Genomic DNA, 13,743 nt, shown 5'->3' on the forward strand with positions numbered 1-13,743 from the left:
CGTCGCACCTAGTGGGTATAGACGCGCACGTAGTCCACGAGCATCTTCGCCGGGAAATGCGTTGCCCCGTTGGGGGATCCGGGCCAGTTGCCGCCGATCGCCAGGTTCAGCAACAGGAAGAACGGCTTGTCGAACACCCACCCGGAGGCAGGCCGCTGCTGGGTGTTGTAGACGTGGCCGTCCACCGAGAAGGCGATGTGGTCGGGGTACCAGTCCGCGGCGAAGGTGTGGAAGCCCGCGGAGACCGGCGAGCCCAGGGTGTAGGTGGAACTGGTGTTGTAGCCGTTGGGGCCGTGCAGGCTGCCGTGCACCTGGTTGGGCTCCCTGCCGATGTTCTCCATGGCGTCGATCTCGCCACAGGCGGGCCAGCCCACGCTGCCGATGTTGGCGCCCAGGGCCCAGAACGCCGGCCACACGCCCTGCCCGCCGGGAACCTGGACGCGGGCCTCGAACCGGCCGTAGGTCTGGGAGAACTTGCCCGAGGTCAGCAGGCGGGCGGAGGTGTACTGGCAGGTCCCGTACCAGCAGTGGTACTTGGCCGCGTCGTCCTTGCGCGCCTGGATGACCAGGTGCCCGGCACCGTCCAGGAAGGAGTTGTTACGGCTGTTGGTGTAGTACTCCAACTCCTGGTTGCCCCAGCCACCGCCGCCGGTGTCGTAGTTCCACTTCGCGGGGTTGGGCGCGCTGCCCGCGGCCCCGGAGAACTCGTCGGACCAGGACAGCTTCGGGGCCGAGGGCGCGGCATCGGCGAGGCCGGCACCGCACAGCAGGACCACAGCGGCACAAGCCAGAGCGCGCGACAGCAGGGGTGTCCGCACTTCAACCTCCCATGGACAGGAGGAGGACCGGCCCGCGACCGCGAACGCCGTGTGCCACAGGCCTTCCTCGTCTCGGTTCACTCGGACGACAAGCCTGGCGGGGCCCGGGACAGCGAGTGAACCACCGGCACCCACCGGTGGTCAAGGACGCGTGAAAGGCGGTCAGCAACTGTCCATAAAGGACTCCAGTGCCGGGAGGCGGCCTCCTGGACCCGGCACGGGCACTTCGGGGCGTTCACGGGTTCGGTCAACAGCTGGCTCGAACCCTCGGCCCACGCCTAGGATCAACACCCGTTGAGCGACGGGCACGAGCTCACCGAGGTGAAGGGGGGCTCGCCGTGGCGGGGTTGACGAAGGTCCTTGGCTGGCTCGGCTTCGCCGTAGTCGCCGTCATCGGGTTCTCCCTCATCAGCCGTGGCTGCGCGAGCCACCTCAAGGCCGAGGGCGCCACGGTCCAGGCCTACTTCCACGCCCTCGGCACCGGTGACGCCGCGAGCGCGTGCGGCGCGCTGGCGGATTCCGCCCAGGCCAAGCTCAAGGCGCAGCAGAGCGCCGCCACCTGCCAGCTCGCCGTCTCGCGGCTGCACACCTCGCTCACCCAGGCCCAGCGCGAGGAGCTCGTCAAGGCCGACATCTCGGTGAACGACGCCGCGTACGCCGGTTCCCGCAAGGAGATCACCCTCGTCGGCGGCGACCCGCTCGGCTACGCGGTCGTCGTGCTGTCCACGGCGGGCGAGCACGAGATGATCACCGACTGGGGCTGGGACGCCAGGCAACTGGTCTGACCCCACCCCAGGTCAAGTTCCCCAGCCCGCCCGTAGTCACGGGTAACCACCCTCCCGCGCGCGGTGGCCCGACCAGCACCGGGCAGATTCCCGCGAATGGGGCGTTACGCCGGGGCGGGTGGCGGCGAAGTACCAGCCACGCCCGTCGATCACCGCCTGGGCGCACATCGGAACGAGGGCAGGTCAATCGGTGGGACGCCACGTCTACGGAAGGGTGCTCGCGCTGGCCGGGCGGGTGGCCAGCAGGCGGCGACTGCCTGATCAGGGGCCGTTGGCCTCGGGGTCGACCAGGCGGATCGCCGCGCTGATCGACGACTACCTGGAGCGGCACGAGGACCTGCCGGGCAAGCTGAGCACGGAACTGCTGGAGCACGAGGGGTTGCTCAGGGGTCTCTCGCTCGCGGACGCGCACGACGCCGGGAACGCGGGCATCGCCTGGGCCCGGTCGGTCATCATGCGGGTCTCGCTGGAACACGGCCTCGCCCGGGAACCCGTGTCAGGGGACAACAAGCTCGCGCAACTGCACGAGTTGCTGGGGCGGCAGTACGTCCAGTTCGGCGACTGGTCCACGGCGAGCGAGTGCTTCACCGGTGCCGCCCTGCGCTGGACCAGGCGCACGCACAAGCGCAAGGCGCTGTCGCAGGTCATCGTCTGCTGCCTGCGGGGCGGGGACACCGCCTCCGCGTCCGCACTGCTCAACATGGTCGAGGGCCTGGTCTCACACCGGCCGTCACAGCACTTCCTGCGGATCACCGGCAAGCTCCTCTCCGCCGAGGCGGAGATCGACGCCCGGGACGAGGAGCAGGTGCACGAGGTACGGCGGCTCGGTGTCATCAACTACGGCTACCTCGCTTCCTGCCTGGTGCGGAGGCTGGCCGCCGAGGGCCACTTCCACCGGGCGCTGCGGGTGACCACTCGAACCCTCGACCGTCTGCGGCAGGACCAGGCGGACACGTGGGTGATCGGCGACCTGGAGCAGCAGGCGGCGAGCATCCACAACGCGCTGGGAGAGCACGAACAGGCGCTGCGACTGGCCGTGGCCGCATGGGCGAAGCTGGACGCACCGCGCTACCAGGCGTGCTCACGCGCCCAGCGCCAGTCCACCTGGGGCAACTTCGCGCCGTCCAGGTACGCGGCGCTGCGTGCCGCCGTCGAACTCGGGGACGGACGAGCCCTGGCGGAGCTGATCGAGTCCTGCCGGCTGCAATCGCTGGTCGCCACCGAGCTCGAGATCGACCACCGGGAAGAGCAGGAGAAGGTGACCGCAACGGGGGTCCGCCTCTCCAACAAGGGCGAGCCCCGGCTGACCGACGGCGGCATGTCGCTGTCCACGGCCGTCTTCGCCGCGGTGAACGACGCCTTCACCTCGACCCGCCTGAACCGGCCCGCCCCCGTGGCGTACCAGGGGACCTCCCTGCTGGCGCCCCACTACTCCGAGCAGCCCGGCGCCGGACCGGCACCGGACCCGTGCGCCCTGGACGACGCGTTGCCCCAGGGCGTGTTCTGGTCCTCGCACGTGGAGAACGGGGTCATGTTCTGGTTCCTCGCCGAGGATGGCAAGCCGGTCGCCCACGGCATGACGGACCTCAGGGAGGACGAGCACCTCCAGCCCGTCCTGCGCAGCCTCGCGGGCTGCTCGGAGTCCGCCGAGCCCGAGACGTGGAACCTGCCGCCGCACAGGGCGGAATCCGGTGAGCACTACGAGCCGCTGCTGCACCTGGCCCAGTGGCGGTCACCCGAGGAGCAGATCATGTCCAGCACGGTCGGCGGCCTGCTCCCGCCGCCGCTGGTCGACCTGCTTTCCGAAGCCGCCAAGCGGAAGGAGCCGCTGCGGCTCACCCTCGCACCGGCACGCGAGTTCGGTTGCGTGCCATGGCCGATCGCTGTCGTTCCCGGTTCCTCGGACCGGTTGGTCGAGCGAGCCACCCTGCGCACCTGGACCTCCGCGCCCACACAACTGGCCCGCAAGGCACGGGCCCCGCATCCACCGAGCTCGCCCGTGCCCTTCCTGATCGCGTGCGACAACCCCGACGGCACGTTGCGCGAACGGACCACGGGGTCCGCGGTGAGCCTGGCGTGGGAGGTGCTGGGCGGCCCGACCTCCGCGAGCCCAGCCACCAGGCAGGCCCTGCTCAGCGCGCTGCACCGCATCGACCCGAAGGCACACGGGCTGTTCTTCTACCGCGGGCACGCCAGACCCGACCTCGCGTGGTCCGGCCTGCCGCTCGCGGGAGGTGATCCGCTGCGGGCAGGCGAGCTGCTCGGCAGCGTCCAGGACGGCACCCCGCTCCTGCCGATGCCCGCACGGGTGATCGTCTCGTACTGCTCCGGCTCCGGCGGCTCCCTGACCGGCGGTGAGGGCGTCGGCCTGGCCGCCGGACTGGTCCAGTCCGGGGCCGAACAGGTCGTGGCCACCTCGGTCGACGTCCTCGACGCTCCGTTCACCGAGGCGTTCGAGGACATGCTGATCAAGGGCATGCTCGTCCCGGACCTCGACCACGCCGAGGTGCTCCGTGCGGTGCAGCTGCGCATGCTGCGCGAGTGGAAGGTCTTCTCGCTGCGCGGTCGCCCCGCCCGGCGGGCGGACATCAGGGAACCGCACCCCATCATCTGGACCGCCTACCAGGCCTACTGAGCACCGGGGTACCGTGGACGCGGCGGCATTGGCACAGCTGTCCACAGTGGAGGGAACTGGGCGATGGCGGCACCGAACGACATGCGGGCCTTCAACCGGGCGATCATCGAGGAGTTCCGCGCCAACAACGGGCTCGTCGGCCACGAGGCGTTGCGCGGGGCCAGGATCGTGCTGCTGACGACCACGGGCGTGCGCACGGGCAAGCCGCACACGACCCCGTTGGGGGACCTGGGCGAGGAACCGGGCCGCACCGTGCTGTGGGCCTCGAACCTGGGCGCCGCGGAGCACCCGGCCTGGTACCGCAACCTGCTGGCGCGGCCCGAGGTGGTGCTGGAACGCAGGACGCCAGCCGGTGTGCTGGAACGGGTCGAGGGGCGCGCGGTCACCGCGACCGGGCAGGAGCGCGAGCGGCTGCTCGCCGCACTCAGGGCGAGCCGGCCGGAGATCGCCGCGCACCAGGACCGCACCGACCGGGAGATCCCGCTGGTGGTCGTCAGCTGAGGTCGACGGCCCCCTCGTGCAGCAGGTAGGTCCGCGCGGGATCCCAGCCCGGCTGCTCGCACAGGCGCCGTCGCACGTGCCACCAGCTGTCCACGGTGCTGGCCACCACCCAGGCATCCGGCTGCCCAGCGGCGAGCCTTCGCGCCTGCCGCAACCACGAGGCCGCCCGCTCGGGCCAGCTCACCACCACCAGCACCTCCCCCGGCCAGCGCGCGAGGAAGTCCGTCACCAGTGCGCGGGAGGCCGCGTCCCGGCTGTGCCCCACCGCCACCAGCAGGTCAGCTCGCATCGTGGAACACCAGCCCGAGCGTGTGCCGCAGCCCCGAGCGCACGCTGCTGACCCCGTGCCGGACGGGTGCCGTCGACCAGCCGCGCACCGAGCGCAGTGGCCGGTCCCTGGTGGTGAAGATCAGCCCGTGGCCCTGCGGCAGGCTGACCGCCGTGCCGCGGGACTGCGCCCTGGGCCGCTGCTCCACCAACAGGAACTCCCCGCCCGTGTAGTCCGCACCCGGCACGTCCAGCCCGATCACCACCTGCAACGGGAAGACCAGGTCCCCGTACAGGTCCCGGTGCAGGGCGTTCCAGTCCCCGGCCCGGTAGCGCAACAGGATCGGGGTCGACCTCACCTGGCCCGCCTCGTGGCACATGCCCAGCCACTCCGCCAGCGTGTCCGGCCAGGGCGCCGGCTTACGCAGCCGCCCCGCCCAGTCCCGTGCGATCGGCAGCAGCCTCGGGTAGAACGCCGCCCTCAGTCGCGCCACCACCTCGGGCACCGGCGCCTGGAAGTACTTGTACTGCCCCGAGCCGAAGTTGTGCCGCGCCATGTCCACTGTGGACCGGAACAACGCCTCCTGCTCGTAGAACGCCGCGACCTCCCCGCACTGCTCAGCCGTCAGCAACGGCCCGGTCAGCGCGCACCCCTGCGCGTCCAACTCCGCCGCCAACCCCGCCCAGTCCTGCTCGTCCACCTGATGCACCCCACGAGCCTGCCAGGCGGGTGGGCGGGTCGGCTGGCGGATTTCCGCCATGGCGCTGAGCGCCCCCACTTGTTAGCTTGCCGGTATGAAACTGCGCTGGGGTGCGGCACTCGCGGTGGTCGTGGTGGCGTTGACGGGTCTGGTCGGGGCGGGACAGGCCTCGGCGGCGGACGTGCCGCTGGTGCGGTGCACGTTCACGCCGACCCCGGAGAACCCCGCGGCGAGGTGGGTGCTGCGACCGCTGCCGGTGGCGTTGACGGTGGGCACGGTGGACGTGACGTTCCGGTTCAACTACGGGCCGGTGACGGTGCGGCTGAACCGGGCGGGAGCGGCGCCGTGCGCGGTGCACAACATGGTGAGCCTGGTGTTGCAGCACTTCTACGACCACAGCCAGTGCTGGCGGCTGACCAACAGCACGCGGTTGGGGGTGTTGCAGTGCGGGGACATCTACGAGGTGGAGAAGGGTGGCCCCGGCTACAAGTTCCCCGACGAGGTGGACGGCACCGAGACCTACGAGCGCGGCACGATCGCGATGGGCAACCAGGGGCCGGGCACCAACGGCAGCGAGTTCTTCATCGTGCACTCCTTCGCGCACATCCCGGCGAACTACTCGGTGCTGGGCAAGGTGGTGCGCGGCATGGACGTGCTGGACCGCGTCGTGGCGGCGGGCATCATCCCCAGCGAGCGGGGCGAGCTGGACGGGGCGCCCGCCAAGCCGGTGACGATCGCGGGCGGCTCGGTCCGGTTCTGATCACACCGAGTTGACCTCTAGTTAGCTGGAGGTCTTAGCGTGATCAGCAGTCGAGGACTGAGGGGTTGCTGTCATGCGCGTGGTGTTCACGGCACAGTCGGAGTACTCGCACCTGATGCCGGTGGTCGTGCCGGTGGCACAGGCCGCGCGGCGGGCGGGGCACGAGGTGGCGGTGGCGGTGGGGCCGAACCTGGTGGCGCAGGTGCACGACCTGGGCCTTCAGGTGCTGCCGCTGCCCAACGTGGTGCGGCTGGGCGAGATGCGGGACAACCCGGAGATCGCGCGGCGGTACGGGATCGACATGAGCATGCTGACCGGGGTCGGACTGCGCACGGTGGGCACACCGGGGGCGGTGGCGGCGCGCAACTTCGCGGGGCCCGCGGCGCTGCCCTACGCGCAGGATCTGATCGAGGCGCTGACGCAGTGGAAGCCGGACCTGCTGGTGCACGAACCGACCGCGTTCGGGGCGTACTACGCGGCGGAGGCGCTGGGGCTGTCCCGTGCGGTGCTGGACATCTCCCCGCTGACGCCGCGGGACCCGGAGGCCCTGCTGGCGGAGATCAACACCCAGCGGCAGGCGCTGGACCTGGCGCCGACCGGGGACCCGGACGACCTGATGCGGACGACGGTGGCGGGCGTGGTGCCGGAGCAGTTCTACCCGGTGCGGCGCCGAGTGCCGGGCGCGCGGTACTACCGGCCGGAGTTGCTGCCGACCGGGCAGCGGCTCGACCCCGCCGTGGCGGGGCTTCCCGGCGACCGCCCGCTGGTGCTGGCCAGTCTCGGTTCGGTTGCCGCGAAGCTGCTCGCCGGGGACTCCCCGGTGCTGAACACGATCGTGGAGGTGCTCGGCGAACTGCCCGTGACGGCGGTCGTGGCCCTGGGCAAGGACGTGGACCCGAGGGACTGGCCGGGCAGCCGCCCGGACAACGTGCACCTGACCTCCTTCGTGCAGCAGCAACTCCTGCTGCCCGCCTGCGAGTTGTTCCTGACGCACGGCGGTTTCAGCGGGGTGCGCGAGTCGCTCAACGCGGGCGTGCCGACGGTGGTGGTGCCGCTGTTCGCCGAGCAGCCCGCCAACGCCGACCGGCTGGTCGAACTGGGCCTGGGCACGCGGCTGAACGTGGAGGACGTGGACCACGCCTCGTTGACGGCCGCGTGCCGCACCGTGCTGGCGGACCCGGGCTACCGGTCGCGGGCCAAGGCGGTGCAGCGCCAGTTCCTGGCCCTGCCCGATTTCGACCAGCTCGTGGCCGACCTGGCGACCCGGTTCGGCTGAGTCAGACCGGCCGGGCCACCAGGCACCAGAACCCGCCGGCGGGCGGGACCGGCTCGGCGACCTCCACGGCGAAACCCGCGCGCTGGCACAGTTCGTGGAAGTCGGCCAGGGTGCGCTCCCGGCCGCCGACGTTGACGAGCATGTTCAGGTCGCTCAGGTACAGCCCGGCCGGCCCGCCGGGAACGACGGTCGGGGGCAGCACCGGCTCGATGATCAGCAGTCGGCCGTGTTCGGGCAGCACCGACCGGCAGTGGCCGAGGATGGTCACGCACCGGTCGGTGTCCCAGTCGTGCAGGATGCTCTTGATCAGGTACAGGTCGGCCCCCGAGGGCAGGCCGGTGAAGAAGTCGCCGTGGCTGACCGTGCAGCGCTCGGTCAGCCCGGCGGCGGCCAGCCGGTCGGGGGCCTGGGCGGAGCCCTCGGCGGAGTCGAACACGATGCCGCGCAGGGCCGGGTTGGCCTTCAGCAGCGGCACGAGCAGGGTGCCGTCCCCGCCGCCGATGTCGAGCGCCGTGTGGAACCGGCTGGCGTCGAAGACCTCGGGCAGCGTCTCGGCCAGCGCGCGGGTGCCCTGGCTCATGGAGGCGTTGAACAGCGCGGACTTGTCCGGGTGCCCTCGCAGGTGGGCGAAGAACGGCTCGCCGAACAGCTCGTCGAACGAGGTGCGGCCGGTGCGCACGCTGTGCGGCAGCTCCTCCCAGGCCCGGATCATCACCGGGTCGGTGAACATGTCGACGAAGGAGTGCAGGGAGTCCGGGCGGTCGGTGCGCAGCAGGGCGCCCGTGGAGGTGAGCGCGAACCGCCCCGGCTCGGGCTCGGCGAACAGGCCGAGCGCGGCCAGTGCGCGCAGCAGGCGGTTCACCGTCCCGGCGGGCAGGTCGAGTTCGGCGGCGACCTCGGCGTGGTCTCGGGTGGCGTCGCCGAAGGCGTCGGCCAGGGTGAGCCGCACGGCGGCACGCACGGTCTGGGCGGCCATGAAGCCGAGCACGGTCTGCGTCAACCGGGCGCGGTCCTGGGCTGGGTCGGTCACGGTGATCCCCCTTCGTCACGATCAACTTAGGCGAGCCTAACCTCCTGGGTCGAAGTGCGGCAGGGCTACTCCAGCCGTTGATCGTTACGTTCACCTCGGGCAGCGGCGCGGCCACGCGGCTGACCGACGGGGCGGGGCTTTAGAAGGTCCAGCGGGTGGCGCCGCCCGGCGCGACCGTGGCGACGGCGCACGCCGACCGGGCGATGACGCGGTAGACCGACCACGGCGGCGCACCGGCCGACGGCGCGCTGAACGGCGCCGTGAGGGCGGTGCCGGACTCGTCGACCGCGCACGGCCAGCCGCCCTCGGCCCAGGCCGCGGCCAGCCGGGCGACGGTGTCGCGGTCGGTCACGACCTCGACGGTGCCCTCGACCACGAGGTCGAACTCCTGGGTGGCGATCGCGACGGTGCACCGCGGGTCGCGGGCCAGGTTGCGGCCCTTGCGGGTGGTCTGGCCGGTCTCGAACCAGAAGCAGCCGTCCACCCAGAGCGAGCCGACCCCGGTGACGTGCGGGCTGCCGTCGGGATCGATGGTCGTGAGCCAGGTCGTGTGCCGGTCGGGGCCACCCGAGCCGGGTGCCTGGTCGCATCCGGCGTCGAGCCGGTCGGTGACCGAGGACCAGTCGAGGGCCGGCAGCTCGTAGAGGTCCGCGAGGTTCTTGGTGTCCATGCCGGTGTAGACCCGGCGAGCATCCCGAACTCATCGGTGGCCACCAGTGAGGGTGGGGGGGTATCTCGCGGGCATGACGATCTACGGCAATGCCTAGACTGGAGGGCCCGCCGAGAGGAGCAGCCCGTGCCGTCCAGTGATGCCGCGTCCCCGGGGCGGCGGTTCACCCGGCGCGTGGAGGACTTCGACTGCGAGCACTGCGGGCGGCACGTGCGCGGCAACGGCTACACCAACCACTGCCCGGCCTGCCTGCACTCCAAGCACGTGGACGTCGAGCCGGGCGACCGGGCCGCCGACTGCGGCGGGCTGATGACCCCGGTGGCCGCGGGCATGGAGCGGGACGCCTACTTCGTGGTGCAGCGCTGCGGGCGGTGCGGGCACACCCGCAGGAACAAGACGACCGCGCGGGACGCGACCGCCGAGGTGCTGAAGTACTTCGGGCGGCCGATCCCGGGGCGCTAACGCGACAGTCGTTGCGCTAAGCTGGGGCATGGCCGAGAAACGACCCGGCGGGCGCAGCGCCAAGGTCCGCGCCGCCGTGCTGCGCGCGATGGACGAGCTGGTGCGCGAGCGCGGGGTCGGCGAGGTGACCCTGTCCGACCTCGCGGAGCGCTCGGGCGTCAACCGGGCCACCCTGTACCGGCGGTGGGGCAGCCTGGACGCCGTGGTCACCGACATGACCATGCAGCGGCTGAACACCGACTCGCCGATCCCCGACACCGGCTCGCTGCGTGGGGACCTCGGCGCCTGGGCGGCCAAGGCCGCGCGGGACATCACCTCACCGGAGGGCGTGCTGTTCCTGCGCTCGGTGGTGATCGCCATGCCCGAGCGGGACGGCGACCGCGCGCTGCGCGAGGAGTTCCTGCGCGACCGCTACGAGAACGTGGAGCGGATGCTGCGGCGGGCGGCCGATCGAGGGGAACGGCCGCCCACCGTGGACGAGGTGCTGGAGCGCCTGCTCGCGCCGATGTACTTCCGGGTGCTGATGGACTCGCGCCCGCTGGACGAGGACTACGCCCGGCACCTGGTGGACAAGCTGCTGGCGGACGTGTCATGAAAATGCCTTGGGTTCAGGGGGTGGAGATGGCCCGCGCCAGGACGGGGTGGCGCCTGGCGCTGGCCGCCGACCTGCTGCGCGAGCCCGACGCCACGATCGGCGCGGTGGCCAGGCAGGTGGGCTACGGCAGTTCCTTCGCGCTGAGCACGGCGTTCAAGCGGGTGCACGGGATGAGCCCGCAGGAGCACCGCCGCGCCGTCACCACCGGGACCCAGGTGGTGACGGCGCAGTCGGGCACGGTTGTGCTGCCGCGCAGGGTGTCCTGACTCAGCTGCCGATCTGCTGGCGGATCCAGGACAGGTGCTGGGCGATACCGGTGTAGAGCGTGCTGGTGGCGCACTCGCCGCCGTTGTCGCCGGGGCCGTGCGTCTCGCCGACCAGGGTCCAGTTGCCGCGCGAGCCGACGATGGCCGGGCCGCCGGAGTCGCCGTGGCAGGCCGAGTGCGCGCGGTCACCGGAGATGCACACGTCCTGCGCGCCGCCACCGCCCGCACGGCAGGAGCTGCTGGGCAGCACCTTCAGGTCGATCTCCTGGAGGGTGGCCGACTGCGTGCAGTTCGGCCAGCTCATGCAGCCCCAGCCGATCAGCCGGGCGGCGCTGCCGGAGGCCGGGTTGCTGCTGGCCATCGGGACCGGGGTGGCGCGGGCGGCGCTGGACAGGTGCATCAGGGTCAGGTCGGTGCCCGGCTTGGTGATGCGCCGGTCGATGCGGCCGACCTCGCCGCCGGAGTTCTTGTTGGTGGAGCCGATGCGCCCGGAGGAGGCACTGCCGCAGTGGTTGGCGGTCACGATCCACTGCGGGGCCACCAGGCTGCCGCCGCAGCCGTTGCTCAGCGACACCATGAACGAGTACGTCTCGGTGGCGTTGTGGCCGCCGATGATGCTGGGCTGGGCGGGGCTGGTCGGCGCCGCGACCGCGGCCACCGGCGTGGACAGGGCGAACAGGGCGGCGCAGGCGCCCAGGGTCGCCAACACGAGCTTGCGCATGTGGACTTCTTTCCATCGGCAGGGTGGGCGAAACCCCGGCCACGTCAGGGAACGCGGCCGGTGTGCAGGGAGTGCCAGCCTCGCAGCGGGCTGTGGGCGCGACCACATACGAAAGGAGGGGGATGTTCACGGTTGACCTGTTTGTCCGACCCGTGACAGTCGTGTCATGAAAGTGCCGTTCGGGACACTGGACGCCCGCCCAGGACCACCTTCACGGCACGGCGGCCACCGCCCCGGGCACCTCGGGCGCGCACTTGGCGCAGACGACCGAAACAGGGCAGCGCCCCATCCCGGCCGTGTCATGAAGGTGCCGTTCAGGACGCCCAACGCCCGCAAGGCCACCTTCACGCCACGGCCGCCCCCGCCCCCGCTACGGAACCGATCATTATCGATATGACCAGCGGCGTAGGGGTCCGATTAGGGGTTGTCGGCACCGGGAGCGGGGAGCATGGTCGCGGGCGGGGGTATGTCGGACCGACGAGGGGATGCGCGGTGCCTACTGACACGCCGGAGTTCACCAACATCTGGGTGATCGGCCTGGGGGCCACGGGGGCGGCGCTGACGGCCCTGCTGGCCAGGCACGGCCACCGGGTGATGGGTGTGGAGCAGGACCCGACCTCGCTGCGGCACGGCCGCGACCGGGTGCGCAGAGCCGCCCAGCTGGCGACCCCGCAGGGTGCGGACGTGCGGACGACCCTGGACAACGTGGGCTACACGATCCAGCTGGACCTGGTGCGCTCGGCCGACCTGGTGATCGAGGCGGTGCCGGACTCACTGGCGGCCAAGACCGAGGTGCTGCGTCTGGCGCACGAGTTGTGCGGTCCTGACACGGTGTTCGTGACGACCACGCTGGGCCTGTCGGTGACGGAGCTGGCAGCGGGCTCGGGCCGCATGTCGCGGGTGGTGGGTCTCCAGGTGGGCGACCCGGAGCGCACGGTGACCGGCGGCGGGTTCGAACTGGTGCGGACCCCCGTCACAGAGGACTCGGTGTACCTGGCGGTGCGCGAGCTCGTGCGGGGCACGGGCCGGACCGCGGTGCGGGTCGGCGACCGGCCGGGCGCGCTGGGCGGCGCACTGCTGTTGGCGTACCTGAACAACGCGGCGGCGACCTACGAGCGCGGCTACGCCAGCCGGGACGACATCGACGCGGCGATGACCCTGGGCTGCGGGCTGCCGGTCGGGCCGCTGGCGCAGCTTGACCTGATGGGCCTGGACTCGGTGCACGACAGCCTGGTGGCGGTGCACCGGCAGACCGGCGACAAGGACTACGAGCCGACCCCGCTGTTGAGCCGGATGGTGCGGGCGGGCCTGCTGGGACGCAAGAGCGGGCGCGGCTTCTACCGCTACGACGGGGACACGCCGGTGCCGGAACTCGGCGTGGACCGCAGGCCGCTGCCGCAGGGACGGCCGATCGGCCGGATCGGGATCGTCGGCTCGGGCACGATGGCCTCGGGCATCGCCGAGGTGTGCGCGCGGGCGGGCTACCCGGTGCTGCTGGCCGCGCGCACCGAGACCAAGGCCAAGGAAGCACTGTCCACTGTGGACCGCTCACTGGACAGGGGGGTGCGGCGCGGCAAGCTGACCGCCGAGGAACTGACCGAGGCGATGGGCCGCCTGGAGGGCACCTCCGACCTGTCCGCGCTGGCCGACTGCGACCTGGTCGTCGAGGCCGTGGTGGAGGACATCGAGGTGAAGCGGGCGGTGTTCGCCGAACTGGACCGGCGCACCCGGCCCTCGGCGATCCTGGCCACCACCACCTCCAGCCTGCCGGTGATCCAGTGCGCCACCGCGACCAGCCGCCCGGAGAACGTCATCGGCATGCACTTCTTCAACCCGGCGCCGGTGATGCGCCTGGTCGAGGTGGTGCGCACCTTCCTGACCTCCGAGGAGGTCGCGGGCACCGCGCACGCGCTGGCCACCTCGCTGCGGCGCCACCCCGTGCACTGCACCGACCGGGCCGGGTTCATCGTCAACGCACTGCTGTTCCCCTACCTCAACCGCGCGGTGAACCTGGCCGCCGAGCGGCACGTGGCCACCGAGGACGTCGACACCGTGATGAGCCTGGGCCACGGCTACCCGATGGGCCCGTTCCAGTTGCTGGACGTCATCGGCATCGACGTGTCCCTGGCCATCCAGAACCGGCTGCACGAGGCGTTCGGCGACCCGGCCCTGGCCCCGGCCAGGTACCTGGTGGACCTGGTGCAGGCCGGCCTGCTGGGACGCAAGACCGGCCGCGGCTTCCGCGTCTACGACTGA

15 protein-coding genes are annotated in these 13,743 nt (G+C 71.7%); 9 read left to right on the top strand and 6 right to left on the bottom strand.

The window, feature by feature from the left end:
* Positions 1–8: 8 nt before the first annotated feature.
* The gene (locus KALB_RS32130) at positions 9–818 is read right to left on the bottom strand and encodes a glycoside hydrolase family 16 protein (RefSeq protein ID WP_030107999.1); all 810 of its coding nucleotides are present in this window, start codon (positions 816–818) and stop codon (positions 9–11) included.
* 338 nt (positions 819–1,156) lie between these two features.
* On the opposite strand from KALB_RS32130, the gene KALB_RS32135 reads away from it, so the two are divergent.
* From KALB_RS32135 to KALB_RS32145, 3 genes are all read left to right on the top strand, one after another.
* Entirely contained in the window at positions 1,157–1,603 is a 447-nt protein-coding gene (locus tag KALB_RS32135) for a hypothetical protein (RefSeq protein WP_025359783.1), read from the top strand.
* A gap of 190 nt (positions 1,604–1,793) precedes the next feature.
* The gene (locus tag KALB_RS32140) at positions 1,794–4,238 is read left to right on the top strand and encodes a CHAT domain-containing protein (RefSeq protein ID WP_030108000.1); all 2,445 of its coding nucleotides are present in this window, start codon (positions 1,794–1,796) and stop codon (positions 4,236–4,238) included.
* A gap of 63 nt (positions 4,239–4,301) precedes the next feature.
* On the top strand, positions 4,302–4,739 hold the full coding sequence (locus KALB_RS32145; RefSeq protein ID WP_030108001.1) for a nitroreductase/quinone reductase family protein: 438 nt from the start codon (positions 4,302–4,304) through the stop codon (positions 4,737–4,739).
* Here KALB_RS32145 and KALB_RS32150 read toward each other — a convergent pair.
* Entirely contained in the window at positions 4,732–5,028 is a 297-nt protein-coding gene (locus KALB_RS32150; RefSeq protein ID WP_025359785.1) for a hypothetical protein, read from the bottom strand. The genes KALB_RS32145 and KALB_RS32150 overlap by 8 nt on opposite strands.
* The gene (locus tag KALB_RS32155; RefSeq protein WP_042222822.1) at positions 5,018–5,767 is read right to left on the bottom strand and encodes a 2OG-Fe(II) oxygenase; all 750 of its coding nucleotides are present in this window, start codon (positions 5,765–5,767) and stop codon (positions 5,018–5,020) included. Before KALB_RS32155 ends, KALB_RS32150 begins: the two co-directional genes overlap by 11 nt.
* 34 nt (positions 5,768–5,801) lie before the next feature.
* Between KALB_RS32155 and KALB_RS32160 the strand changes: the two genes are divergently transcribed.
* Together KALB_RS32160 and KALB_RS32165 are read left to right on the top strand one after the other, a co-directional pair.
* On the top strand, positions 5,802–6,467 hold the full coding sequence (locus tag KALB_RS32160) for a peptidylprolyl isomerase (RefSeq protein WP_025359787.1): 666 nt from the start codon (positions 5,802–5,804) through the stop codon (positions 6,465–6,467).
* Positions 6,468–6,540: 73 nt separating this feature from the next.
* Positions 6,541–7,743 (top strand): glycosyltransferase, encoded by a 1,203-nt coding sequence (locus KALB_RS32165; protein WP_025359788.1) that lies wholly within the window; start codon positions 6,541–6,543, stop codon positions 7,741–7,743.
* 1 nt (position 7,744) lies between these two features.
* Here KALB_RS32165 and KALB_RS32170 read toward each other — a convergent pair whose 3' ends face one another.
* Together KALB_RS32170 and KALB_RS32175 are read right to left on the bottom strand one after the other, a co-directional pair.
* Positions 7,745–8,773, bottom strand: a complete 1,029-nt coding sequence (locus tag KALB_RS32170; RefSeq protein ID WP_025359789.1) for a methyltransferase — start codon at positions 8,771–8,773, stop codon at positions 7,745–7,747.
* A 139-nt stretch (positions 8,774–8,912) separates the two neighbouring features.
* The gene (locus KALB_RS32175; RefSeq protein WP_025359790.1) at positions 8,913–9,443 is read right to left on the bottom strand and encodes a pyridoxamine 5'-phosphate oxidase family protein; all 531 of its coding nucleotides are present in this window, start codon (positions 9,441–9,443) and stop codon (positions 8,913–8,915) included.
* A gap of 126 nt (positions 9,444–9,569) precedes the next feature.
* On the opposite strand from KALB_RS32175, the gene KALB_RS32180 reads away from it, so the two are divergent.
* From KALB_RS32180 to KALB_RS32190, 3 genes are read left to right on the top strand one after another with little or no spacing between them, the layout of a single operon-like run.
* Entirely contained in the window at positions 9,570–9,905 is a 336-nt protein-coding gene (locus KALB_RS32180; protein WP_025359791.1) for an RNHCP domain-containing protein, read from the top strand.
* 28 nt (positions 9,906–9,933) lie between these two features.
* A complete protein-coding gene (locus tag KALB_RS32185; RefSeq protein WP_025359792.1) occupies positions 9,934–10,500 on the top strand; it encodes a TetR/AcrR family transcriptional regulator in 567 nt (188 codons plus the stop codon).
* Positions 10,501–10,520: 20 nt separating this feature from the next.
* Positions 10,521–10,766 carry a helix-turn-helix domain-containing protein gene (locus KALB_RS32190; protein WP_025359793.1) on the top strand — a complete coding sequence of 82 codons (246 nt, stop codon included), beginning with the start codon at positions 10,521–10,523 and terminating at the stop codon, positions 10,764–10,766.
* Between the two features lies 1 nt (position 10,767).
* Here KALB_RS32190 and KALB_RS32195 read toward each other — a convergent pair whose 3' ends face one another.
* The gene (locus tag KALB_RS32195) at positions 10,768–11,487 is read right to left on the bottom strand and encodes a S1 family peptidase (RefSeq protein ID WP_025359794.1); all 720 of its coding nucleotides are present in this window, start codon (positions 11,485–11,487) and stop codon (positions 10,768–10,770) included.
* A gap of 492 nt (positions 11,488–11,979) precedes the next feature.
* Here KALB_RS32195 and KALB_RS32200 point away from each other — a divergent pair, with 492 nt between their 5' ends.
* Complete coding sequence (locus tag KALB_RS32200) at positions 11,980–13,743, top strand: 3-hydroxyacyl-CoA dehydrogenase family protein (RefSeq protein ID WP_025359795.1); 1,764 nt, start codon at positions 11,980–11,982, stop codon at positions 13,741–13,743.

Source organism: Kutzneria viridogrisea DSM 43870, from assembly GCF_000525635.1.
Taxonomy (GTDB): domain Bacteria; phylum Actinomycetota; class Actinomycetes; order Mycobacteriales; family Pseudonocardiaceae; genus Kutzneria; species Kutzneria viridogrisea.

Coding starts and splice junctions, on each gene's coding strand:
- KALB_RS32165 (WP_025359788.1), top strand. CDS start 6,541: ATGCGCGTGGTGTTCACGGCACAGTCGGAGTACTCGCACCTGATGCCG.
- KALB_RS32185 (WP_025359792.1), top strand. CDS start 9,934: ATGGCCGAGAAACGACCCGGCGGGCGCAGCGCCAAGGTCCGCGCCGCC.
- KALB_RS32150 (WP_025359785.1), bottom strand. CDS start 5,028: ATGCGAGCTGACCTGCTGGTGGCGGTGGGGCACAGCCGGGACGCGGCC.
- KALB_RS32195 (WP_025359794.1), bottom strand. CDS start 11,487: ATGCGCAAGCTCGTGTTGGCGACCCTGGGCGCCTGCGCCGCCCTGTTC.
- KALB_RS32160 (WP_025359787.1), top strand. CDS start 5,802: ATGAAACTGCGCTGGGGTGCGGCACTCGCGGTGGTCGTGGTGGCGTTG.
- KALB_RS32155 (WP_042222822.1), bottom strand. CDS start 5,767: ATGGCGGAAATCCGCCAGCCGACCCGCCCACCCGCCTGGCAGGCTCGT.
- KALB_RS32145 (WP_030108001.1), top strand. CDS start 4,302: ATGGCGGCACCGAACGACATGCGGGCCTTCAACCGGGCGATCATCGAG.
- KALB_RS32175 (WP_025359790.1), bottom strand. CDS start 9,443: ATGGACACCAAGAACCTCGCGGACCTCTACGAGCTGCCGGCCCTCGAC.